The organism is Streptomyces asiaticus (genome assembly GCF_018138715.1).
Taxonomy (GTDB): domain Bacteria; phylum Actinomycetota; class Actinomycetes; order Streptomycetales; family Streptomycetaceae; genus Streptomyces; species Streptomyces asiaticus.
Genome location: NZ_JAGSHX010000006.1, coordinates 4764965 through 4785812, shown reverse-complemented (window position 1 = coordinate 4785812; position 20848 = coordinate 4764965). Strand labels below are relative to the sequence as shown.

Below are 20848 nucleotides of genomic sequence, written 5' to 3'. Positions count from 1 at the left end.
CTGAGCGGCGCGGTGTGACGCCCCCGGCTACGCCGGGGTGGCCGGGCCCACGAGTTCGTCCAGGACGTCCGTCATCGTGACGAAGCCCAGGACCGTACCGGTGTCCGCCGTCACGGCGGCCAGGTGGGCACCGGTGGCGCGCATGGTGGTGAGGGTGTCGTCCAGCGGGGTGTCGGCGCGCACGCGGGGGACGGTGTGGACGGCGGTGCGGGGGAAGGGGTGGTCCCGGTCGGCGCTGCCGAGGGTGTCCTTGATGTGCAGATAGCCCAGGATGGCGCCGCCGGGCCCGGTCACCGGGAGGCGGGAGCAGCCGGAGGCGGCCGCCGTACGTTCCAGTTGGGCGGGGGTGACGCGGTGGTCGACGGTGACCATCTCGTCGAGGGGGACGAGGATGTCGCCGACCCGCCGGGTGCCCAGCTCCAGCGCGTCGCGCAGCCGCTCGCCGCCGGACTTGTCCAGCAGCCCGGCCTCGCTGGAGTCCCGTACCAGCCGGATGAGTTCAGCGTCGGTGAAGACCGACTCGACCTCGTCCTTCGGCTCGACCTTCAGCAGCCGCAGCAGCGCGTTGGCGAACGCGTTGACGCCGAAGACGACGGGGCGCAGCAGGCGGGTCAGGGCCACCAGCGGCGGGCCGAGGAGGAGCGCGGTGCGCTCGGGCGCGGCGAGGGCGATGTTCTTGGGGACCATCTCGCCGATGAGCATGTGGAGATACGTGGCCGCCGTGAGCGCGATGACGAACGCGATCGGATGCACCAGGGCGTGCGGCACGTGAACGGCGTCGAAGCCGGGCTCCAGCAGATGGGCGATGGCCGGTTCGGCGACCGCCCCCAGCACGAGGGAGGAAATGGTGATGCCGAGCTGGGCGGTGGCCATCAGCGCGGACAGGTGCTCCAGCGCCCACAGCACACCGCGCGCCCGCTTCTCCCCCGCCTGGGCGCGCGGTTCGATCTGGCTGCGGCGCACGGAGATCAGGGCGAATTCGGCGCCGACGAAGAAGGCGTTGGTGAGGAGGGTGAGGGCGCCGATGGTGAGTTGGACGACGGTCATCGGGCGGCCTCGGGGGACTCGGTGGTCTGGACAGCCTCGGGAGGCTGGGTGGGGTGGACGGCCTCGGCGGCCTGGGTGGGGTGGACGGCCTCGGCGGCTTCCGTGATCCGTACGCGGTCGGCCCGGTGGTGGTCCACCTTCAGGACCGTGAGCTGCCAGCCGTCGTCCGTCTCGAGGGTGTCCCCGGCCGCCGGGATGCGCCCCAGGGCGGTGGCCAGGAGGCCCGCGACCGTTTCGTACGGGCCCTCGGGGGCGGCCAGGCCGATGCCGGTGAGCTCGTCCAGCCGTACGCCGCCGTCCGCCTCCCAGGTGCCGGGGCCGAGGGGGACCAGGCCCGGCGTCTCGTCGGGGTCGTATTCGTCGCGGACGTCACCGACGATCTCCTCGACGATGTCCTCCAGGGTGGCGATGCCCGCGGTGCCCCCGTACTCGTCGATGACGACGGCCATGGTGTGCGCACGGCGCAGCCGGTCCAGCAGCCGGTCCACCGGGAGGCTGTCGGGCACCAGAAGCGGGGGCGTGGCCAGGTCGGTGACGGGGGTGGTGGCGCGGCGGGCGGCGTCCAGGGCGAGGACGTCGCGGATGTGCACGGTGCCGACCACCTCGTCCAGGGTGTCGCGGTAGACGGGGAGGCGGGACCGCCCGGTGGCCAGGGTGAGGTTGGCCGCGTCGGCGGCGGTGGCGTGGGCCTCCAGCGCCTGGACGTCCACGCGCGGGGTCATCACGTTCTCGGCGGTCAGCTCGCCCAGGTGGAGCGTGCGGACGAACAGCTCGGCCGCGTCCTGCTCCAGCGCGCCCTCGGCGGCCGAGTGGCGGGCCAGCGCGACCAGCTCGTCCGGCGTACGGGCCGAGGCCAGCTCCTCGGCGGGCTCCAGGCCCATGCGGCGCACCAGGCGGTTGGCCGTGTTGTTGAGGTGGTGGATCAGCGGGGCGAAGGCGGCGGTGAAGGCGCGCTGCGGGGAGGCGACCGCCTTGGCCACGTGCAGGGGCCGGGAGATGGCCCAGTTCTTGGGCACCAGCTCCCCGGCGACCATGAGCACCACCGTGGAGACGGCCACGCCCAGCACCACGGCGGTCGTCGAGGCCGCGCCGGCGGGCAGGCCGATCGCGGTGAGCGGGGTTTCGAGGAGGACGGCCAGCGATGGCTCGGCGAGCATGCCGATCACCAGGGAGGTGACGGTGATGCCCAGCTGGGCCCCGGAGAGCTGGAACGTCAGCCGGCGCACGGCCGTGAGCGCGCTGTCGGCCCCGCGCTCACCGGCTTCGGCGGCACGCTCCAGGGCGCCGCGCTCGACGGTGGTGAGGGAGAACTCGGCGGCCACGAAGAGGGCGCAGGCCAGGGTGAGGGCCAGCGCGAGGAGAAGCAGCAGGATCTCGGTCACCGTGCCAGTCCCGTCTGCCCGACAAGGGGTGTTCCGGTGAGGGGCGGGCGGGGAGTGGCACGGGTGGTACTGGGAGGTTCGCCCATTGCGGGTCCGGTGCTCCTTACGTCGCTGGGAAAGTGCTGGGAGGGCGCTGGTGGGTCAAGTGTCCCCACACCCATAGTAAAGGTACGGCAAAGGGGCGCGCCCGCCGGGCGGCCGCTGCGGTCCGCGTCGGAATCGGCTCCGCCTAACCTGCGGCTTTTCCGCGTCGGCTCGATTGGCCCCGAGGTTGCCTGTCGTCGGCACAGGTTTATCGGCAATACTTCCGGCCGTGGAGCAGAGCACTGGACCGATCATCCCGCCCATGCCTACCGCCGGGACGGATCCGGGGTACATCCCCGGCCTGACGTCCCCGCGCCCTGCCGATGTGGAGGAGGACGCCCCGGACAAGGCAGCGGCGGAACAGCCGCCGGAGGAAGTCACCGCCGAGGACGAGCCGGAGCTCGACGAGCTCGACGACGAAGAGGGCGTCGAGGCCGAGACGGAGTCCGACGGCGACGCCGACGTGTCGAAGGACGTCGTCGCGTCCGACGGGGAAGCGGACGACGACGCGGAGGACGAGGACGCGGACGAGGACGGCGGGGCCGCCTTCGAGGTGTCCGACCGGCGCGGTGCGATACGAGCCGGGCGCCGCGGGGTCGTATTCGAACTCGACGGCGAGAAGGCCGAGTTCGGATGGGACGAGATCGGCGCGGTGGAGGTCGACACCCCGCGGTTCGGCAAGCGCTTCGGGATCACCGTCTATACGACCAACCGGCGCTGGTACACCGCCGATGTCGAGGCACCGGCCCGCAAACTCCTCAAGGAATGGACGGCGGAGCTGGACGCGGTCCTCGACGCGTATTTCGAGGACTCGGAGGACGGCGGGGCCGAGACCGAAGCCGAGACCGAGACCGAAGCCGAGACCGAAGCCGACGCCAAGGACGCCACCTCGTAGCGGCCGCCCACGCGGGTGGCGGTTCGCCCGATCCCCGCTGCGCACAACCGTATCCGGCGCCGGGAAAACGGTCTAACGTCGGATTTCAGCAGCGGAACAACGGGGGGCGGCTGCCGCATGACACCGGATGATCCTGTGATCGGTCGCACCGGGGTGCTCCTTCTGGGCACCCGTGGTGCCAGTGGTCCCGGCGAGGTCCTGGTGCGCGTCAGGGGCGGTTCGGAGACGTTCCTCGCCTGGTCCTCCGACCCGCTGCCGCAAGGCGCGTCCGTCCTCGTGATCGACTTCCGCGGCTCCCGCCAGGTCGACGTCATCGAGTGGACCGATCCATTGAACGCGTCGTCCGGCCGGGCCGGCGGCGCCGGTTGAGGAGACGAAGGATGTTCGGTTACCGCGTGCCCGCACCCGACCAGGCGATGCTGATCTCGGGGGGCAGGCGTGGACATGGGGGTGCGCCGTTTCGCGTGGTGACCGGGCACGGCAAGTTCGTGCTTCCGGTCTTCCGCAAGGTCCGCTTCCTGACGCTGGCGATGTGTGAGGCCGAGGTCGCGGAGAAGTGCGTCAGCCGGCAGGGCATCACGCTGACGGTGCGCGCGGTGATCGCGTTCAAGGTGGGCAATGACACCGAGTCCATCGTCAACGCGGGGCAGCGGTTCCTCTCCGACCAGGATCAGATGGCGGTGCTGACGGGGCGGATCTTCGCGGGTCATCTGCGGTCCATCATCGGCTCGATGACGGTCGAGGAGCTCATCACCGAGCGGCAGAAGCTGGCCACCGAGGTGCTGGACACCTCCAAGGCGGAGATGGCGAAGATCGGTCTGATCGTGGACTCGTTGCAGATCCAGTCGATCGACGACGGCGACACCGGCTATATCGACGCGATGTCCGCCCCGCACAAGGCCGCCATCCAGCGGCAGGCCCAGATCGCCCAGGCGCAGGCCAGCCAGGCGGCGTCCGAGGCGCAGCAGGAGGCGGCGCGCAACCAGGCCGAGTACGCGCGGCAGACGGCGGTGGTGCAGGCCCAGTACAACGCCGAGGTGGACCGCGCCCAGGCGCAGGCCGCCCAGGCCGGACCGCTGGCGGAGGCGCACGCGCAGCAGGAAGTGCTCTCCGCGCGGACGGAGTTGGCCCAGCGGGCCGCCGATCTGCGGCAGCAGCAGTTGGTGGCCGAGATCGTGAAACCGGCGGAGGCGGAGGCCGAGCGGATCCGGGTGGTGGCGCTGGCCGAGGCGGAGCGGATGAAGATACAGGCCGAGGCGGCGGCCTCACACGGCCGGGTCGCGCTCGACCGCATGCTGATCGACCAACTGCCGCAGATCGTCAAGGAGGCCGCCTCCGGGCTCTCCGGGGCGAACGTCAACGTCCTCAACGGGGCGGACGGGCTGGGCGAGATCGCGGCGGGCCTGGTCGGCCAGGGGCTGACCATCCTGGACGCGGTGCGGCGCAACATGGGCGCGCCGGGCGCGGCGGACGAGTCCAAGCCGAAGCCGAAGCCGAAGCCGCGGGGCGGGGCGGACGACGGCGCGGTCGAGGTCCGTTAGGCGACGGTGGCGGGGCCGGCTCCCCGGTCATGGCCCCGGCCCCGTCCGGGCGTTGCTACCGTGAGAAACCCCAGCCAGCCGAGAGGGCCGAGGAACGTGACCACTGACCGCCCGCACCGCGTCAGCGTCGCCGGAGTCATCGTGGACGAGCGCGGCCGGGCGCTGCTGATCAAGCGGCGCGACGGCAGCACCTGGGAACCGCCGGGCGGTGTGCTCGACCCCGACGCCACCGTCCCGGACGCCCTCCAGCGCGAGATCCTCGAGGAGACGGGCGTCAAGATCGCGCTCCCGGCCGCGCTCACCGGGGTCTACAAGGACATGAACGACCTCACGGTCTCCCTCGTCTTCCGCTGCGAGGCCCTCGACGGCACCCCCGCCACCGGCCCCCGCACCCGCGCCTGGCGCTGGGCCACCCGCGCCGAGGTCCCCGATCTCGCCGACGAGGCGTACGCCGTGCGCGTCCTGGACGCGCTCGACACCGCCGCCCCACCGGCGATCCGCGCGCACGACGGCGTCACGCTGGTCTGACGTACGGCCCGCCTCGTCCGACGGTCGATTGGCGTACGGCCCGCCTCGTCCGACGCTCGGTTGACGTACGGCTCACGCCGCCAGCAGCCGCGTCAGCTCGTCCGCCACCGCCCGTGCCGCCGGGCTGGTCCAGCGGCGGCGGTGGCGGGTGAGCTGGACGGGCACCGGGGGGATGGCCGGGCCGTGGACCTCGGCGAGATAGCCCTCGCCGAGCTGGCGTTCCACCGTGGCGCGGGGGAGCAGCGTCAGGCCGAGGCCCGCGGCGACACAGGCGCGGGCGGCCTCGATGCTGCCGAAGCGGGTGAGGCGCGGCGCCGGGCCGGGGAGGGCGAGGAGGGTGCGCACGAGGTGGTCGCTGTAGGAGCAGCCCTGTTCGTGGACGAAGAAGCTCTGCCCGGCCAGTTCGTCCCAGCCCGCCTCGCGTCCGGCCAGCGGATGGCCGGGAGCGGCGACGTAGACGAGGGGTTCGCGGGCGATGGGGCGGGCCACCAGGTCGGCGTCGGTCACGTCCTGTTCGAGGAGCAGGACGAGGTCGAGCCGCCCCGTGCGCAGCCCCTCGACGGCCGCCGCGCTGCCCGCGGGGTGGAGGTTGAGGTCGATACCGGGGTGGGTGCGGCGCAGCGAGGCGATCACGCGGGGGAGGTGCGAGGCGCACAGCGACTCGCCCGCGCCGAGGGCCACCGGGCCCTCCACCGCGCCGTCCGCGCCGTCGCCGTTCCCGGCCGCCGCCACCGCGCGCAGCCGGGCCTCGGCGTCCAGGACCTCCTCGGCCTCCGCCAGCAGCCGGCGGCCGGCGCTTGTCGGCAGGGCGCCTGAGGGCAGCCGGTCGAAGAGGCGGGTGCCCAGCTCCCGTTCCAGGGTGCGTATCTGGACGGTGACGGTGGACTGGGCGAGATGGAGCTCGGTGGCGGTCGCGGTGAAGCTGCCGGTTCTCGCCAGGGCCGCGAACGTCTTCAGGAGTCGTGTGTCCACGACGGTCAGGATAGATGGGCTCCGACCTGCTCTCATTGGGTTTCTCGATCGGCTCGAACGAAAGGAATCGTTGGACGCGATACCGGGGGCGGTGGAACCGTGGACGGCATGACCGCACCCACCGAACCCACCACGCCCGCCACCGCGTCCACCACGTCCACCGCCTCCACCCCGGACGTCGACGTTCTGCACTACTCCGCCTTCACCACCCGCCCCGACGGCGGCAACCCCGCCGGTGTGGTCCTCGACGCCGCGGCCGTCGCGGACGACGACGCGGCCATGACCGCCATCGCCGCGCGGGTCGGCTACTCGGAGACCGCGTTCATCACCGAGCGGGACGAGGCCGCGCGCCGCTACCGGCTGCGGTACTTCAGCCCGCTCGCCGAGGTCGCGTTCTGCGGACACGCCACGATCGCCACGTCCGTGGCACTCGCCGAGCGCGACGGCCCCGGTGAGCTGGTCTTCGACACGGCGTCGGGCGAGATCCGCGTCGAGACCACGGCCGACGGCGACGGCCCGCCCCGCGCCACGCTCACCAGCGTTCCCACGCGGTCGCGCCCCGCCGACCCGGGCACGGAGCTCGAGCCGACGCTGGCGGCGCTGGGCTGGTCCGCGGACGACCTGGACCCGGCCCTGCCCCCGCATGTCGCCTTCGCGGGCAACGACCACCTCGTCCTCGCCGCCGCCACCCGCGAGCGGCTGGCGGACCTCGACTACGACTTCGACGCGCTGGACGCGGTGATGCGGCGGCGCGGCTGGACGACGGTGCATCTGGTGTGGCGCGAGACGGCGGACGGCTCTGCCGGGAACGCGGACGGCTCTGCCGGGAACGTGGTCTTCCACGCCCGCGACCCGTTCCCGGTCGGCGGGGTGGTCGAGGACCCGGCCACCGGCGCCGCGGCCGCCGCCTTCGGCGGCTATCTGCGGGTACTCGGCCTGGTCGGCGGCGAGACCAGGGTCCGTATCCGCCAGGGCGAGGACATGGGCCGCCCCAGCGACCTCCTGCTCGACGTCACGCCCGACGACCCCCGGTCGCGGGTCAGCGGCCAGGCCGTCCCGATCCCGGAGACCCAGCGATGAACGAACCGCAGACCGGGCGGGGAACGACCCCGCAGACCGGGCGATGAACGATCCCGCGAACCGCGTGAGACGCGTGAGACGCATGAGAAGAGGAACCGTGTGATGAAGACGCGCTACTACCACCTGCCGCGCCTCACCGGCGTGGACGCCCTCCGGCTGGACGAGCGCGAGGTGCCCGCCCCCGGGCCGCGCGAGGTGCTGGTCCGGATGCGGGCCTGGTCGCTCAACTACCGGGATCTGATGATCGCGTCGAACGCGTACGGACGCGCCCTGAAGCCCGATGTCGTACCGCTGTCCGACGGCGCGGGCGAGGTGGTGGACGCCGGTTCCGAGGTCACCCGGTGGCGGGAGGGCGACCGGGTCGCCGGGATCTTCATGCCCGGCTGGCTCTCCGGGCCGCCCGCCGCGCGGAAGACGGCGGGCGCGCTGGGCGGCCCGACGGACGGGGTGCTCGCGGAGTACGTCCTCTTCGACCAGGAGGCCCTGGTCTCCGCCCCCGCGCATCTCGACTTCGCCGAGACCGCGACGCTGCCCTGCGCCGCCGTGACCGCCTGGCACGCGGTGGCGGTCACCGGTGGACTCGCCCCCGGCCAGACCGTGCTGACCCTGGGCAGCGGCGGAGTGTCGCTGTTCGCCCTCCAGTTCGCCGCGCTCGGCGGGGCCCGTGTGCTCGCCACCTCCAGCGACGACGCCAAGCTGGAGCGGCTGCGCTCGCTCGGCGCCACGGACGGCGTCAACTACGCCCGCACCCCCGACTGGGGCCGTCTGGTGGCCGAGGCGACCGACGGCGGGGTCGACCACGTCGTGGAGGTGGGCGGCGCGGGCACCCTGCCGCAGTCACTGGAGGCCGTACGGGTCGGCGGGCGGATCAGCCTCATCGGCGTACTGTCCCGGGACGGCGGCGCCGACCCGTCCTCCGTACTGCTCAAGGGCGTCACGCTCCAGGGGATGTTCGTGGGCAGCCGCGAGACGTTCGAGCAGATGAACCGCGCGATCGAGCACCACCGCCTGCGGCCCGTCGTCGACCGCGCCTTCCCGTTCGCCGAGGCGCCCGCCGCGTACCGGTACTTCGCGGGGCGGGGGCACTTCGGGAAGGTGGTCATCACGGACGAGTGACGAGCTCCACGGCGGCGAACGCCCCCTGACGGGCCGACTCTTGACCTTGCCCCAAGGTGAAGGCCGACGGTGTCCGCGGCAACCAAGCCGACGAGCTGAGCGTGATGGGCTACGACCGGCCTCGTTCGGCCGACCTCGGATGAGAGGAGCCCACATGGACGACGACGCTCTCCTGGCGGAGCAGAGGGCCTACTACAGGGCCGGCGCGGCCGAATACGACCGGCCCTACGCGGAGTACGCAGCCCTCCAGGATGTGCTGGCTGTCGTCGACGACCTCCCGATCGCCGGGGATGTGCTGGAGCTGGCCTGCGGAACGGGCCAGTGGACCTCGAGGCTTGCCGCACGGGCACGTTCGGTGACGGCCGTCGACGCGGCGACCGAAGTGCTGGCCATCGCTCGGGCGCGCACCGCATCCCCGTCCGTCCAGTTCCTTGAGGCCGACCTCTTCGAGTGGCGGCCGCCGCGCCGCTACGACACCGTGTTCTTCGCCTTCTGGCTTTCCCATGTACCGCCGGCGCGGTTGCCCGACTTCTGGCACACCGTCGCCGCCGCACTCGCGCCGGGCGGCAAAGCGATCTTCGTCGACGACGGCCCCGCCGCGGCCGCGTACGAGGAAGTCCTCGCCAACCAGCCGACCCCGGCGGCGCTGCGCCGGCTCGATGACGGCAGCCAGTACCGCATCGTGAAGGTGTTCCACGATGCCCAGACCCTCACGGACGACCTCACCGCGCTGGGGTGGTCGGTGCGTATCCGGACCATGGCCGGGAACTTCGTCGGCATCGCGGAACCGGGCCGCTGACCGACCACGCCGAGGGGTTCGCCCGGACTTTGGCCTCGGCCGTCGAGTCGGGGCTGATCCCCGACCCGGACGCCGTGCGCGCCGTCTGGGAGGACGCCGTCGCCGCGCCCGACTGGACGGGGCCGGCACTGTGGCTGCACGCCGATCTGCATCCGGCCAACGTCCTCACCGAGGACGGCACCTTCTGCGGCGTGATCGACTTCGGCGACCTCTGTGCGGGCGATCCGGCCTGCGATCTCGCCGCCGCGTGGATGCTGCTGCCGGACGGCGCCGTCGACCGCTTCTACGACGCCTATCGGCCGACCCCGGACCCGGCGACCCGGCGCCGCGCCCGCGGCTGGGCGGTGCTGAAAGCCCTCGTCTGCGTCCTCATCGGGGAGGCGGGCGTCCACGGCCGTCCGGGCGGCAAGCGCACCTGGGGCCCGCCCGCCCACGCCGCGCTGCGACGCCTCACGCACTCCTGAGCAGGCGGGACTCCAAGGGCGACGCCCTCGGGGCACTTTGCGGGGCGGGCGGACCCGTACCTGTTCGGCGGGGTGTCAACGCTCCGTCTCCCCCGCCCCCGCGGAGTCGGTCGCGGCCTGGACGAGGTTGCCCTCCAGGCGCTCCAGGGTGCGTAGGGCCGCGGCACGCTCGTCGCCGGAGAGACCCGCCGTCGACACGTCCTCCAACTGGCTCCAGATCCGCTCGACCTCGCGGCGCAGGGCTTGGCTGGCCACCGTGGGTTCGATGATCGTCGCGCGCTTGTCGGTGGGCGAGGGACTGCGGCGGACGAAACCGGCCTGCTCCAGGCGCCGGACGGTGCGGGTCATGGTGGCGGCGTCGGAGTCCAGCAGCCGCACCAGGTCGGTCTGCCGCTGCGGGCCGAGCTCCCATAGATGCATCATGACCAGCTCCTGGCCCGGATGCAGGCCGATACGGCGCAGCAGCTGACCGGCGAGCATGCGGTGCAGCCGGGCCAGGCGGAAGATCGCGTGACTGACCGGCCCGCCGCCGGCCGCGGTCGGCACCGGGACGGTGGCCTCCTGCCCGGTCACCGCAGGCCCCGTCGCCGCAGGCTCCTTCCCGGCCTCCGGCGTGGAGTGCGTCATCTCGTCCCCACTTTCCTGTTTGGGCAGGGTAAGCCTACCTTCTGGCCAGCGCCTCCGCCCGGCCCTTTAGGTTGCGATCAACATAAGTGCAGCTAGATGCATGTGACCCACCTCACACTCACCCCCAGGAATGCCTTCGCGGCATTTACTTGTTCGGCTAAGTGACTTACTTGTTCAGACAGGCATCACCCATCTCAAGGCCCAAGGCCCAGGGCCCAAGACCCAAGACCCAAGGAGGAACCATGACCACCCCCTTCGATCCGATCGTCCTCGGCGGCAAGCACCTGGCCAACCGCGTCGCAATGGCCCCGATGACCCGCAGCCGCGCCTTCGGGACCGGCGCGGAGCCGACCGAGCTGATGGCGACGTACTACGCGCAGCGCGCCAGTGCCGGGCTGATCGTCACCGAGGGCATCCAGCCCTCACCGGTCGGCCAGGGCTACCCCGACACCCCCGGCCTGCACACGGCCGGGCAGGTGCGGGCGTGGCGAACGGTGACCGACGCCGTGCACCGGGAGGGCGGCGTGATCTTCGCGCAGCTGATGCACACCGGGCGGGTCGGGCACCCGAGCCTGCTGCCCGACGGGCTGGTGCCGGTGGGGCCGTCGGCGGTGGCCGCCAAGGGCCAGGTCTTCACCCATGAGGGGCCGAAGGACTTCGTGACGCCGAGGGAGCTGAGCGAGGCGGACATCCGGCAGACGATCGCCGACTTCGCCGAGGCGGCGCGCAACGCGGTCGAGGCCGGGTTCGACGGCGTGGAGATCCACGGCGCGAACGGCTATCTGATCCACCAGTTCCTCGCGCCCAACTCCAACCTGCGCGCGGATGGCTGGGGCGGCGACACCGAGGGCCGGATCCGCTTGGCCGTCGAGGTCACCACGGCCGTGGCCGAGGCGATCGGCAGCCACCGGGTCGGCCTGCGGATCTCGCCCGGGAACCCGTACAACGACATCGCCGAGGAGGCCCCGGATGAGGTCTACCTCGCCCTGCTGGACCGGCTCGCCGGGCTGGACCTGGCCTATCTGCACCTGCTGGAGGGGCCGAACCGCGAGCTGACCGCGCGGCTGCGGAAGTCGTGGCCGGGTGCGTTCATCATCAATCCGTTCACGCATCCGGACGCCACCGGGCCCGAGGCGCTGAAGCTGATCGAGGACGGAACCGCGGACATGGTCGCGTACGGGGCGCTGTTCCTGGCCAACCCCGACCTGCCGCGGCGACTGGCCGCGGGCGGCCCGTTCAACACCCCCGACCAGGCCACGTTCTACGGCGGCGACCACCGGGGCTACACCGACTACCCCGCCCTCACCACCTGATCGACGCCCCAGCCGTCAAGCACCGCTACGGGAGGCCATGCAGCTTGGCGATCAGCCGCCGCAGCAGGGCCACCCGGTCGTTGCCGCGCGGCCGGCAGTCCTCCAGGCGCCGGACGACCCCCGGCGGCACGTCCTCGACCCCGACGGCGTCCACGACCTTGTCGAGCGCGTGGATGCCCCAGTACTGGCTGAAGGCGAGCGGCTCCTTCACGACGGCGTCCGTCAGGGCGGCCAGCGCGTCCGCGTCCGGCACCGCGTACAGCCGCGCGTACGCGGCCAGGCGCAGCCCGCCGTCCGGGGAGGTGAGCCAGCCGTCCAGGTCGGGGTCGGCGAGCCGCTGGGTGGCGCGCACCAGCCGGGCGAAGATGCCGCTCATGCGCTGCGTACGGGCGGACCCGCTGAACATCGACGTACGGACCTCGAGGTATTCGGCGGCCAACCGGCGCACATCCGCGAGCGCCGTGGTGCCGTCGGGCTCGGGTCCGTCGTCGCCGCTCCCCACGAGGGCGGCGTCGGCGATCCGCTGGGCGTCCTCGATGCGCCGCTCGACCTCCTTCGCGTACTCCAGCCGGAACCCACCCGGCAGCTCGATACTGTCGAGCAGATCGCGCAGCCACGGCACGACGGCCACGACCAGGAGCGCCACGGTGACGCTGTCTATCTTCAGATCCGGCGCCAGCACATGGGTGACGGCCACCGCGATGGCCACACAGCTCACCACGGAGCCGACGATGACCCGCCGCCTCCCGGCCCGCCCCGAATACCCCTCGCCCTCGCCGGGCTCCCCCTGCCTCATGTGCCCCAGCATGCCCCAACCGGGCCCGGCTCAGGCCGGGTAGGCGTGTCACGGCCGGCGGGAAGCCCCGTCCGGCCAGACGACGTCGACGGGTACGCCCGCCCCACGCGCTTGACCCACCACGTCCGCCGTACCACCGCCCTTGCCCGAGGGCGGCCGCCCGTCCCACACCGCCATCAGCCGATCGGCCCGCTCCAGCAGCACGGCGTTCGCCGCCTCGTACGCCTGCCGGTTCGCCGTCTCATGCGGCATCACCAGCACCTCGTCCGCGGCCGCCACCAGACGGTCGAAGGTCGCGGCGTGGTCCGGCCTGACCTTCGCCTGCCGGTAGTCCCGCGACGGAATCACCACAACCAGACGCCCGCCGACCGCCAGGACCGCGTCGGCGAACACGCTGTCACCGCCCTTCGCGACGCATGACACGCCGACCAGGCCGGCCGGGTCGTAGGCGGCCAGGAGTCTGTCCAGCTCACCGCGGACCAGCGGCACCGACGCGTCGGTGAGGTCCATGTGCCCGGTCACAGCGATCGTCGTCATCGGGGCGTGGCCTTCCTCGTCATGGTGAGCAGAGTGCGTACGCTAGCGCGCACTTCGCCGCGTCTTATGCTGCCCGCATGCTGCGTGCGGTGGTCTTCGATGTCGGCGAGACCTTGATCCGGGATGACCGCGGATGGGCCGCGTGGGCGGACTGGCTGGACGTCCCCCGCCATACCCTCTCCGCACTCGTCGGCGCGGTCGTCGCTCAGGGCCGCGACAACGCCGAAGCGCTGCGGCTCCTTCGGCCGGACATTGACATCGCCGCCGAGCGAGCCGCGATGGAGGCCGCGGGGGCGGGTGAGCGCCTGGACGAAGCCGATCTCTATCCGGATGTGCGTCCGGCCCTCGCGGCCCTCCGTGAGAAGGGGCTCCACACCGTCATCGCGGGCAACCAGACCGCGCACGTCGGCCAGTTGCTACGCGAGCTCGACCTCATGGTCGACGAGATCGCCACCTCGGGCGAGTGGGGCGTGGCCAAGCCCGACCCACGCTTCTTCGCCCGCGTCCTGGATCTCACCGACGCCGCGCCCGACGAGACGGTGTACGTGGGGGACCACCCCGCGAACGACATCCGCCCGGCAAAGGCGGCGGGACTGCGCGTCGCGCATCTGCGGCGCGGGCCGTGGGGCCATCTGTGGTCCGGCACCGCCGAGGCGGCCGCCGCCGACTGGCAGATCGACTCGCTGCACGATCTCGTGCGGCTCGCCGCCGGATGACGCAAGCGGCCCCGCTGCCGCGAGGCCACTCGCTACCGTTCGGGGTGGACGCGCCGAACGGAGCACCGGTATGCCCACCAATCTCGGCAAGCGTGTGGCCTATCAGCGCCGCATCGCTCGCATGACGCAGCAAGAGCTGGCAGACGCCGCCGACGTGCACATCGGCACCCTGCGAAAGATCGAACGCAACGCCCGGGGCGCCAGCGACAACGTGGTGGAGGCCCTCGCGGCTGCTCTCGGTGTCGATCCATCCCTCTTGTTGGGCAGCCGCGACCGGGCCGACGCCCGCGTGCACGCGGCGATGCCGTCCCTTTCGGCCGTCATCGCGGCCTACGAAGCGCCGGACGACGGGCCAGTGCGGCAGCTCAGCGAGCTGCGCACAGCAGTGGACGAGGCAGTGACCTGGCGTCTGGCCTCACAGTACGTCCGGATCGCCCACCACTTACCCTCGCTGATCGATGAGCTGATGCGCGCCTTCCACCTCGCTTCGGTCGAGGAGAAGCCCGAGACCGCAGGCCTGCTCGTCGCCGCGCTCCGAACCGCTGACGCTGTGGCGTACAAGTACGGTGCCCTGGACCTGTCTGCCCGTCTGGTCGACCTGATGCGCTGGGCAGCGCCGCATACTGACGACCCGCTCCTGGACGCCACCGTTGCGTACGTTCGCACCGAGACCTTCTTCGCCGCCCACGCGTTCGCCCCTGGGCTACGCGCTCTGGAAGCCGCGTTGGACCGCGCACCCACGAGTGATGACGATGCGGCGATGGCAACCCGAGGCGCCCTGCACATGCGCGCTGCTGTCATCGCCGGGCGCGCCGACCTCGTGCAAGCCGCGGACAAGCACCTTGCGGAGGCTCGGCGCCTGGGGGACGCCGTGCCTGAGAACGTCTATCAAGGCACGGCGTTCGGGCCGGACAGCGTACGCGTCCATGAAGTGTCCGTCGCGGTCAGTCTCGGTGGTGACCATGTGCGTCGTGCCCTCGACGTGGCCAACGATTGGGCCCCGCCACGAAGCCTTCCCGCCGAGCGCCGTAGCGGGTTCTACATCGAGGTGGCCCGTGCGCAATTGTGGTCAGGGCTGACCCGCGATGCTTTCGAGTCACTCAAAGCCGCGCGCCACATCGCTCCGCAACACACCCGTGATCACCCGTGGGTGCGAGAGGACGCCGCAACGCTGCGACGCCTGCGACGCGGAGATGCCGAGAGCTTGAGCAATTTCGCGGAGTGGTGTCACGCGGGTGAGTGACGCTGACTGACCCTCTCTGGGTCACTTGCCGCCCTTGCAGCGGAGAACCATCTACCTGTCCACACCAATCAGGCAGATGGGACAGCACCAGCCATGACAGCCGACTCTCTCAAGTCCGAATCATGGGCGCCTCCGAGCGGCGCCGACGTGCGGATGGTCCAGGTCGGACCGTACTGGGACGCCGTGCGGGCGCCCGAAGCGCTTGGTGCGCGGGCTCTGGGCCTACTCGGTGGGGCGACCGGTGCCGTCATCGCCGACTACAACCTCATGTACTGGCTCATCCGCCCAGGAGCCGCGCGGCACTGGCGGCGCATCCGGCAGGTGCAGACGCTCGGTACGGGCCGCCTTGAGACCTCGTACCTCGGCGTTCCGCCGGTTGACCGGACCAGCGGGCCGTATCTGCACTGGCGCGTCCCTCTCGGGCCGGGGCGGTACCTCACCGACGCCGATCGGCTCCGCGAGGCGCTGGTTCGGGCGGTCGTCGCCGAGCTCGGGGTCGGGGGCGGGGAGGGGGACGAACGGTGACCGGCGACCGTTCAGTCGCCCGGCAGCCGCTCGCGGCGGCGCACCGCATCGAGATGCCGGACCCGGACGCGCTGACCGGGCCCCAGCTGGAGGGCTGGGACTGTGCGCTGTGTGGGCGGCGGCTGATCGCGGATCAGTCGCTCGGGACGGTCGCGTGGACCTGTGGCAGCAGGACGCGGGAGGTCGAGCTGTGGGTGTGTCGGCCGCTCTGTGGGGAGGGGCTTGAGGGGGCGTAGGTGTGCCGGAGCCGGGTCACGCCGGGTACGCGTGGGTCTGGGTGGCCTTCAGCGTGGCCCATACCGGGCGGCCCGGGTGGAGGGTCAGTTCGGCCACCGCCGCCGTCGTGAGGTCGGCCAGGAGGGGGAGTTCGCCGGTGAGGTCGACGCGGATCTGGTCGCCGTGGGACTCCAGGGCGGCCACCTCCAGCCGCCACAGGTTGCGCGCGCTGGAGTCGGGGCGGTCGCGGTGGAGGGTGACCGCGGCGGGTGGGAAGGCGACGAAGACCGGGCCGGAGAGGTCCTCGGTGGTGGTGATGGTGGTGCCGCCGTCGAGCGTCACGGTGTGGCCGTCGGCCCGGCCCTGGTAGAGGTTGAGGCCGACGAGGCTGGCGATGTAGTCGGTGCGGGGGCGGCGGGAGATGTCCGCCGGGGCGCCCTCCTGGACGATACGGCCGTCCTCCACGACCACGAGCCGGTCGGCCAGCACCATCGCGTCCAGCGGGTCATGGGTGACCAGCACCGCCACCGCCTCGAAGTCGGCCAGATGGCGGCGGAGTCCGGCGCGCACGTCGAGGCGGGTGCGGGCGTCCAGCGCGGCCAGTGGCTCGTCCAGGAGCAGCAGGCGGGGGCGGGTGGCCAGGGCGCGGGCGAGGGCGACGCGCTGGGCCTGGCCGCCGGACAGGGCGCGGGGTTTGGCGCCCGCGCGGTCGGTCAGGCCCATCCGGTCCAGCCACTCGGCCGCCTGCGCGCGGGCCTCCGCCTTCGGCACCCCGTGACAGCGCGGGCCGAACGCCACGTTGTCCAGCGCGGTGAGGTGCGGGAAGAGCAGATAGTCCTGGAAGACGACGCCGACCGGGCGGTCCTCGGGCGGCGTCCGCAGTCGATGCGACGGCTCCTCCAGGGTCCGGCCGTCCAGTCGCAGCACCCCCTCGGTGAGCGGGGTGAGCCCGGCCAGGGCGCGCAGTGCGGTCGTCTTGCCCGCGCCGTTGGGCCCGAGCAGCGCGACCACCTCGCCGGGCGCGGCGGTCAGCCGCAGGTCGAGCCGGAAGCCGCCCCGGTCGACGACGAGCCGGGCATCGAGGCCGTCGCTGTGCGGCGTGGCCTTCTCGGTGGGGGAGGTGTCCGTGTTGGTCATGAGGCGGCCATCCAGCGGTCGCGCAGCCCGGCCAGGACCGCGATGGAGACGGCGAGAAGGACGAGGCTGAGCGCGATCGCGGCGGCCGGGTCGCTCTGGAGCGCGAGATAGACCGACAGCGGCATCGTCTGCGTACGGCCGGGGAAGTTGCCCGCGAAGGTGATCGTGGCGCCGAACTCGCCCAGCGCCCGCGCCCAGGCCAGCACCGCCCCGGCCGCCACGCCCGGCGCGACCATCGGCAGGGTGACGCGCCGGAACGCGGTGAAGCGCGAGGCGCCGAGCGTGGTGGCGGCCTCCTCGTAGCGCGGATCGGCGGCCCGCAGCGTGCCCTCGACGCTGATCACGAGGAACGGCATCGCCACGAACGCCTCCGCGACCACCACCCCCGCCGTGGTGAACGGCAGGGTCACGCCGAACGCCGAGTCCAGCCAGCGGCCCACGATCCCGTTACGGCCCAGCGCGAGCAGGAGCGCCACGCCACCGACCACCGGCGGGAGCACCAGCGGCAGGGTCACCAGGGCGCGCAGCAGCCGACGGCCCGGAAAGCGGGCGCGGGCCAGCAGCCAGGCCAGGGGCACGCCCAGCACCAGCGCCACGACGGTGGCGGCGGTCGCGGTGATCAGCGAGAGGCGGAGCGCCTGCCACACCGCGACGCTGGTCAGCTGGTCGGGCAGGCTCCGCCAGGGCGCGCGGATCAGCAGCGCGACCAGCGGGAGCACCAGGAAGACCAGACCGGCGAGGGCGGGGAGCAGGAGCGGCAGCGGGACGCCCGCGCGGAGGCGGGGGGTGCCGGAGCGTCGTCGCCGTGTGCCGCTGCCCAGAACCTCCGTGGGGCCGGTTGCCCCTTCTGGCCCGGCCCCGGCCCCCGGCCCGGCCCCGGCCTTGGGCTCCGGCCCGGCCTTCGGCTCCGCTCCGGCCCCCGGCCCAGTCCCGGCGTTCCGCTCCGTCACGGCTTGAGGAAACCGGCCTGGCCGAGCACCTTCTGGCCCTGTGCCGACTTCACCAGGTCGATGAAGGCCGTGGCCCCCTCCGCGTTCTCGGCGTTCTTCAGCGGGGCGATCGGATAGTCGTTGATGGCCTGCTTCGACTCGGGGAACTCCACGCCCGCGACCTTGCCGCCCGCCGCCTTCACATCGGTCTTGTAGACGACGGAGGCGTCCACCTCCTTCAACTGCACCTTGGTCAGCGCGCCCTTGACGTCCTGCTCGTACGAGACCGGGGTGAGCTTGAGCTTGGCCGCGGTCAGCGCCTTCTGGGCCGCCGAGCCGCACGGCACCTCCTTGGCGCACAGCGCGACCTTCAGCCCGGAGCGGGTGAGGTCCTTGAGCGTCTTGATCTTCTTCGGGTTGCCCGGGAGGGTCGCGATCTCGAGCTGGTTGCGGACGAAGGTGGCCGGGGTGCCCTTCGCGTCCTTGGCGTCGGTGACGGTCTTCATGGTCTTCGGGCTCGCGGCGGCGAAGACGTCGGCGGGCGCGCCGGAGGTGATGCTGGCCGCGAGGGCGTCGCTGCCGCCGAAGTTGAAGGAGACCTTGGTGCCGGGGTGCTCCTTCTCGAACGTCTTGCCCAGCGCGGTGAAGCTCTCCTTCAGCGAGGCCGCCGCGAACACGGTCACCGTGCCGGACAGTTCCTCGGAGGAGGAACCGGAGGCGGACTTCTTGGAGGAGTCACCGGAGTCACCGGAGTCGTCGGAGTCACCGGAGGAGCAGGCGGTGAGCGTCAGGGCGGCGAGCGCGCAACCGCCCACCACACGGAGCGTCCAACGGGGCCGGGGTCGGGGTCGGGATCCGGAACCTGATACGGAACGGGTCGTCATGGGGTCTGTCTCTCCCTCTCTGCGACTGCTGCGGCTGCTGCGGCTGCTGCGTGTGCCGCCCTCGACGCGCGTGTTCACGGCGTTTCCACGACCACGTTGGTCGACTTGATCACGGCGACGGCCGGAACGCCCGGCTCCAGCTTCAGCTCCTCCGCCGACTCCCGGCTGATCATGGACACCACGCGGAACGGGCCCGCCTGGATCTCCACCTGCGCGGACACATCGCCGAGGATCACCTCGGTGACGATGCCCGAGAAGCGGTTGCGGGCCGACGAGCCGGGGTGGTCGCGGTCCGTGCCGCTGGCGACCTCGCGGGCGAACGCGGCGAGCGCCGGGCCCGGGATGATCCGGCGCCCCTGCTCGTCCCGTTCGGCGGTCAGCCGTCCGCTGTCGACCCAGCGCCGCAAGGTGTCGACGCTGACCCCCATCAGGGCCGCGGCCTCACCGATCCGGTACGTATGCATCCGCCGATGGTAGCGCCGCATCTGCGAGCCAGTACATGATGATCAGGTGGTATCCGTCCAACGATTCGGGTACGGAGGCTGGCATCTGCGCAAGCCGCCAGAGGCGAGGGCTCGCGGAGGCTAGGGCTCCTCGCCTGTGTCGTCCGCCGGCTCGTCCAGCTCCGCCAGCTCCCCCAGCGTCACCGGCGCCGCGAACGGCCGTGCCGAGAGCGGTCGCAGATCCTCCGCCGTGGCCGGTCGGCCGGTCAGCGACGCGGTGACGGCGGCGACCGCGAAACCGCAGATCCGCCCCTGGCACCAGCCCATCCCCGGGCGGGCCAGGAGCTTCATGGTGCGGGGGTCCTCGGCGCCGAGGTCGGTACGGGCGCGGCACAGCTCCCCGTAGGTGACCTCCTCGCAGCGGCAGACCACCGTGCGCTCGGTCAGCCGGCCGGTCCATCCGTCGGGCACCGGGTACGTGCGGTGCAGCGCGGCGGCGAAGGCCCGGTCGTGGCGGATCGCGGTGCGCAGCCGCCGTACGGCGCCCGGGTCGACCGGCAGCCCGTGAGCCGCCGCCAGCGACAGGGCGGCCAGCCGTCCCTCGGCGACGGCGAGCGCGGCGCCGCCCACGCCCGTGGTCTCCCCCGCGGCCAGGACGTCCGGGACGGTGGTGCGCTGACGGGCGTCGACCACGGCGACGAGGGAGCCGTCGAGGTCGCGCCGGGTGGCGGCGCCGACCATCAGGGGCAGTTCGAGGGCGGGGGTGAATCCCCAGCCCAGCGCCACCAGATCGGCCTCGAGCACCTCGCCGCCGTCGAGCCGCACCCCGCGCACCCGGTCCTCGCCCAGGATCTCGGTCACCGCGGCCCGGGTCCGGTACGGGATGCGGTGGCGGGCCATCAGCGCCGCGTACCGCACCGCCTCGGCGGACTTGGCGGGCGCCCGTACCGCCCCGTCCAGGTGGCGCAGCCAGCCGTGCGCCGGGTTGGCCTCGTACACGGCGAGGACCCGCGCCCCCGCCTGCGCCAGGCCCGTCGCCACCGGCAGCAGGAACGGGCCCGTGCCCGCGACCACCGCCCGCCGCCCCGCCACCGTCCGATGCCCCTTCAGCAGCGCCTGGACGCCTCCGGCCGCCATCACCCCGGGCAGCTCCCAGCCGGGGAGCGGCAGTTGGCGGTCGTACGCGCCACAGCAGAGCACCAGCGTGCGGGCCCGCACCCGGTCCCGCTCGACGGGGGCCGTGTCGTACGGACCGTTCAGGCGCAGGGTGAACGGCCCGCTGTCCGGGCGGGGGCGGTCGATCAGCCAGACCTGATGGCCGGGGAGGTAGTGGAGACGGCCGAGGTGGCGCTGGTCGTGCAGCCGGGCGCGGAGGCGGGCGAAGAGCCGCCCGTGGGCGTGGCGAGGGGGCGTTGAGTGCTCGTCGTGGCGCCAGTACTGGCCGCCGGGCAGACGCCCGGCGTCGATGAGCACCACGTCGAGGCCCGCCTCGGCGGCCCCGACGGCGGCGGCGAGCCCGGCGGGACCCGCGCCCACGACGGCTACGTCGTACATCGGCCGATCAGTCGCCATCG

Annotated in this window: 23 protein-coding genes and 1 pseudogene; 13 read left to right on the top strand and 11 right to left on the bottom strand. The window is 72.7% G+C overall.

The window, feature by feature from the left end:
- Positions 1-27: 27 nt before the first annotated feature.
- Both KHP12_RS27660 and KHP12_RS27655 read right to left on the bottom strand, forming a co-directional pair.
- On the bottom strand, positions 28-1047 hold the full coding sequence (locus tag KHP12_RS27660; RefSeq protein ID WP_086879835.1) for a hemolysin family protein: 1020 nt from the start codon (positions 1045-1047) through the stop codon (positions 28-30).
- Positions 1044-2429 (bottom strand): hemolysin family protein, encoded by a 1386-nt coding sequence (locus KHP12_RS27655; protein ID WP_308036115.1) that lies wholly within the window; start codon positions 2427-2429, stop codon positions 1044-1046. The genes KHP12_RS27660 and KHP12_RS27655 overlap by 4 nt, the downstream gene beginning before the upstream one ends.
- A 346-nt stretch (positions 2430-2775) precedes the next feature.
- On the opposite strand from KHP12_RS27655, the gene KHP12_RS27650 reads away from it, so the two are divergent.
- The 4 genes from KHP12_RS27650 to KHP12_RS27635 all read left to right on the top strand — a co-directional run bounded on the left by KHP12_RS27650 (position 2776) and on the right by KHP12_RS27635 (position 5477).
- Positions 2776-3408, top strand: a complete 633-nt coding sequence (locus tag KHP12_RS27650; protein WP_086879837.1) for a hypothetical protein — start codon at positions 2776-2778, stop codon at positions 3406-3408.
- Between the two features lie 117 nt (positions 3409-3525).
- Complete coding sequence (locus KHP12_RS27645) at positions 3526-3777, top strand: NfeD C-terminal domain-containing protein (RefSeq protein ID WP_037954073.1); 252 nt, start codon at positions 3526-3528, stop codon at positions 3775-3777.
- An 11-nt stretch (positions 3778-3788) separates the two neighbouring features.
- Entirely contained in the window at positions 3789-4949 is a 1161-nt protein-coding gene (locus tag KHP12_RS27640) for an SPFH domain-containing protein (protein WP_086879838.1), read from the top strand.
- Positions 4950-5045: 96 nt separating this feature from the next.
- Positions 5046-5477: an NUDIX hydrolase gene (locus tag KHP12_RS27635; RefSeq protein ID WP_086879839.1), complete on the top strand. Its 432-nt coding sequence runs from the start codon at positions 5046-5048 to the stop codon at positions 5475-5477.
- Between the two features lie 72 nt (positions 5478-5549).
- Here the strand turns inward: KHP12_RS27635 and KHP12_RS27630 are convergent, their stop codons facing one another.
- Positions 5550-6449, bottom strand: coding sequence for a LysR family transcriptional regulator (locus KHP12_RS27630; RefSeq protein WP_086879840.1), 900 nt, complete (start codon positions 6447-6449; stop codon positions 5550-5552).
- Between the two features lie 108 nt (positions 6450-6557).
- Between KHP12_RS27630 and KHP12_RS27625 the strand changes: the two genes are divergently transcribed.
- The 4 genes and pseudogenes from KHP12_RS27625 to KHP12_RS27610 all read left to right on the top strand — a co-directional run.
- A complete protein-coding gene (locus tag KHP12_RS27625) occupies positions 6558-7529 on the top strand; it encodes a PhzF family phenazine biosynthesis isomerase (protein ID WP_086879845.1) in 972 nt (323 codons plus the stop codon).
- 102 nt (positions 7530-7631) lie between these two features.
- Positions 7632-8645 carry a zinc-dependent alcohol dehydrogenase family protein gene (locus tag KHP12_RS27620; RefSeq protein ID WP_086879841.1) on the top strand — a complete coding sequence of 338 codons (1014 nt, stop codon included), beginning with the start codon at positions 7632-7634 and terminating at the stop codon, positions 8643-8645.
- Between the two features lie 154 nt (positions 8646-8799).
- Positions 8800-9444, top strand: a complete 645-nt coding sequence (locus KHP12_RS27615) for a class I SAM-dependent methyltransferase (protein WP_086879842.1) — start codon at positions 8800-8802, stop codon at positions 9442-9444.
- Positions 9420-9908 (top strand): annotated as a pseudogene (locus KHP12_RS27610) (phosphotransferase); the annotation flags it as partial. The gene KHP12_RS27615 and the pseudogene KHP12_RS27610, both read left to right, overlap by 25 nt.
- Before the next feature lie 75 nt (positions 9909-9983).
- Here the strand turns inward: KHP12_RS27610 and KHP12_RS27605 are convergent.
- Complete coding sequence (locus KHP12_RS27605; protein WP_051573257.1) at positions 9984-10535, bottom strand: MarR family winged helix-turn-helix transcriptional regulator; 552 nt, start codon at positions 10533-10535, stop codon at positions 9984-9986.
- 242 nt (positions 10536-10777) lie between these two features.
- Here KHP12_RS27605 and KHP12_RS27600 point away from each other — a divergent pair, with 242 nt between their 5' ends.
- Positions 10778-11848 carry an alkene reductase gene (locus tag KHP12_RS27600; protein ID WP_211833866.1) on the top strand — a complete coding sequence of 357 codons (1071 nt, stop codon included), beginning with the start codon at positions 10778-10780 and terminating at the stop codon, positions 11846-11848.
- Between the two features lie 25 nt (positions 11849-11873).
- On the opposite strand, the gene KHP12_RS27595 is transcribed toward KHP12_RS27600, so the two are convergent.
- Both KHP12_RS27595 and KHP12_RS27590 read right to left on the bottom strand, forming a co-directional pair.
- Entirely contained in the window at positions 11874-12644 is a 771-nt protein-coding gene (locus tag KHP12_RS27595; RefSeq protein WP_210609566.1) for a hypothetical protein, read from the bottom strand.
- 48 nt (positions 12645-12692) lie between these two features.
- Positions 12693-13181 carry a hypothetical protein gene (locus KHP12_RS27590; protein WP_086886240.1) on the bottom strand — a complete coding sequence of 163 codons (489 nt, stop codon included), beginning with the start codon at positions 13179-13181 and terminating at the stop codon, positions 12693-12695.
- Positions 13182-13258: 77 nt separating this feature from the next.
- Here KHP12_RS27590 and KHP12_RS27585 point away from each other — a divergent pair, with 77 nt between their 5' ends.
- The 4 genes from KHP12_RS27585 to KHP12_RS27570 all read left to right on the top strand — a co-directional run bounded on the left by KHP12_RS27585 (position 13259) and on the right by KHP12_RS27570 (position 15901).
- On the top strand, positions 13259-13897 hold the full coding sequence (locus tag KHP12_RS27585) for an HAD family hydrolase (RefSeq protein WP_086886239.1): 639 nt from the start codon (positions 13259-13261) through the stop codon (positions 13895-13897).
- A 70-nt stretch (positions 13898-13967) separates the two neighbouring features.
- Positions 13968-15140 carry a helix-turn-helix domain-containing protein gene (locus KHP12_RS27580; protein WP_086886238.1) on the top strand — a complete coding sequence of 391 codons (1173 nt, stop codon included), beginning with the start codon at positions 13968-13970 and terminating at the stop codon, positions 15138-15140.
- 93 nt (positions 15141-15233) lie between these two features.
- The gene (locus tag KHP12_RS27575; RefSeq protein ID WP_245010133.1) at positions 15234-15665 is read left to right on the top strand and encodes a hypothetical protein; all 432 of its coding nucleotides are present in this window, start codon (positions 15234-15236) and stop codon (positions 15663-15665) included.
- Positions 15662-15901 carry a hypothetical protein gene (locus KHP12_RS27570; RefSeq protein ID WP_308016918.1) on the top strand — a complete coding sequence of 80 codons (240 nt, stop codon included), beginning with the start codon at positions 15662-15664 and terminating at the stop codon, positions 15899-15901. The genes KHP12_RS27575 and KHP12_RS27570 overlap by 4 nt, the downstream gene beginning before the upstream one ends.
- A gap of 16 nt (positions 15902-15917) precedes the next feature.
- Here the strand turns inward: KHP12_RS27570 and KHP12_RS27565 are convergent, their stop codons facing one another.
- The 5 genes from KHP12_RS27565 to KHP12_RS27545 all read right to left on the bottom strand — a co-directional run bounded on the left by KHP12_RS27565 (position 15918) and on the right by KHP12_RS27545 (position 20846).
- Positions 15918-17018: an ABC transporter ATP-binding protein gene (locus KHP12_RS27565; RefSeq protein WP_086885115.1), complete on the bottom strand. Its 1101-nt coding sequence runs from the start codon at positions 17016-17018 to the stop codon at positions 15918-15920.
- Positions 17015-17839: an ABC transporter permease gene (locus KHP12_RS27560; protein WP_086885119.1), complete on the bottom strand. Its 825-nt coding sequence runs from the start codon at positions 17837-17839 to the stop codon at positions 17015-17017. The genes KHP12_RS27565 and KHP12_RS27560 overlap by 4 nt, the downstream gene beginning before the upstream one ends.
- Before the next feature lie 125 nt (positions 17840-17964).
- A complete protein-coding gene (modA, locus tag KHP12_RS27555; RefSeq protein WP_211833865.1) occupies positions 17965-18831 on the bottom strand; it encodes a molybdate ABC transporter substrate-binding protein in 867 nt (288 codons plus the stop codon).
- Positions 18832-18905: 74 nt separating this feature from the next.
- Positions 18906-19295 carry a TOBE domain-containing protein gene (locus KHP12_RS27550; protein ID WP_166484036.1) on the bottom strand — a complete coding sequence of 130 codons (390 nt, stop codon included), beginning with the start codon at positions 19293-19295 and terminating at the stop codon, positions 18906-18908.
- A 120-nt stretch (positions 19296-19415) separates the two neighbouring features.
- Positions 19416-20846, bottom strand: a complete 1431-nt coding sequence (locus KHP12_RS27545) for an FAD/NAD(P)-dependent oxidoreductase (RefSeq protein ID WP_308289514.1) — start codon at positions 20844-20846, stop codon at positions 19416-19418.
- Positions 20847-20848: the final 2 nt, after the last annotated feature.

Excerpts from the sequence above, each read along its gene's own strand:
- KHP12_RS27565 (WP_086885115.1), bottom strand. The coding sequence starts at position 17,018 with ATGACCAACACGGACACCTCCCCCACCGAGAAGGCCACGCCGCACAGC.
- KHP12_RS27615 (WP_086879842.1), top strand. The coding sequence starts at position 8,800 with ATGGACGACGACGCTCTCCTGGCGGAGCAGAGGGCCTACTACAGGGCC.
- KHP12_RS27625 (WP_086879845.1), top strand. The coding sequence starts at position 6,558 with ATGACCGCACCCACCGAACCCACCACGCCCGCCACCGCGTCCACCACG.
- KHP12_RS27640 (WP_086879838.1), top strand. The coding sequence starts at position 3,789 with ATGTTCGGTTACCGCGTGCCCGCACCCGACCAGGCGATGCTGATCTCG.
- KHP12_RS27550 (WP_166484036.1), bottom strand. The coding sequence starts at position 19,295 with ATGCATACGTACCGGATCGGTGAGGCCGCGGCCCTGATGGGGGTCAGC.
- KHP12_RS27620 (WP_086879841.1), top strand. The coding sequence starts at position 7,632 with ATGAAGACGCGCTACTACCACCTGCCGCGCCTCACCGGCGTGGACGCC.
- KHP12_RS27585 (WP_086886239.1), top strand. The coding sequence starts at position 13,259 with ATGCTGCGTGCGGTGGTCTTCGATGTCGGCGAGACCTTGATCCGGGAT.
- KHP12_RS27595 (WP_210609566.1), bottom strand. The coding sequence starts at position 12,644 with ATGAGGCAGGGGGAGCCCGGCGAGGGCGAGGGGTATTCGGGGCGGGCC.
- KHP12_RS27660 (WP_086879835.1), bottom strand. The coding sequence starts at position 1,047 with ATGACCGTCGTCCAACTCACCATCGGCGCCCTCACCCTCCTCACCAAC.
- KHP12_RS27650 (WP_086879837.1), top strand. The coding sequence starts at position 2,776 with ATGCCTACCGCCGGGACGGATCCGGGGTACATCCCCGGCCTGACGTCC.
- KHP12_RS27600 (WP_211833866.1), top strand. The coding sequence starts at position 10,778 with ATGACCACCCCCTTCGATCCGATCGTCCTCGGCGGCAAGCACCTGGCC.
- KHP12_RS27580 (WP_086886238.1), top strand. The coding sequence starts at position 13,968 with ATGCCCACCAATCTCGGCAAGCGTGTGGCCTATCAGCGCCGCATCGCT.
- KHP12_RS27605 (WP_051573257.1), bottom strand. The coding sequence starts at position 10,535 with ATGACGCACTCCACGCCGGAGGCCGGGAAGGAGCCTGCGGCGACGGGG.
- KHP12_RS27545 (WP_308289514.1), bottom strand. The coding sequence starts at position 20,846 with ATGGCGACTGATCGGCCGATGTACGACGTAGCCGTCGTGGGCGCGGGT.
- KHP12_RS27590 (WP_086886240.1), bottom strand. The coding sequence starts at position 13,181 with ATGACGACGATCGCTGTGACCGGGCACATGGACCTCACCGACGCGTCG.
- KHP12_RS27645 (WP_037954073.1), top strand. The coding sequence starts at position 3,526 with ATGACACCGGATGATCCTGTGATCGGTCGCACCGGGGTGCTCCTTCTG.
- KHP12_RS27575 (WP_245010133.1), top strand. The coding sequence starts at position 15,234 with ATGACAGCCGACTCTCTCAAGTCCGAATCATGGGCGCCTCCGAGCGGC.
- modA (WP_211833865.1), bottom strand. The coding sequence starts at position 18,831 with ATGACGACCCGTTCCGTATCAGGTTCCGGATCCCGACCCCGACCCCGG.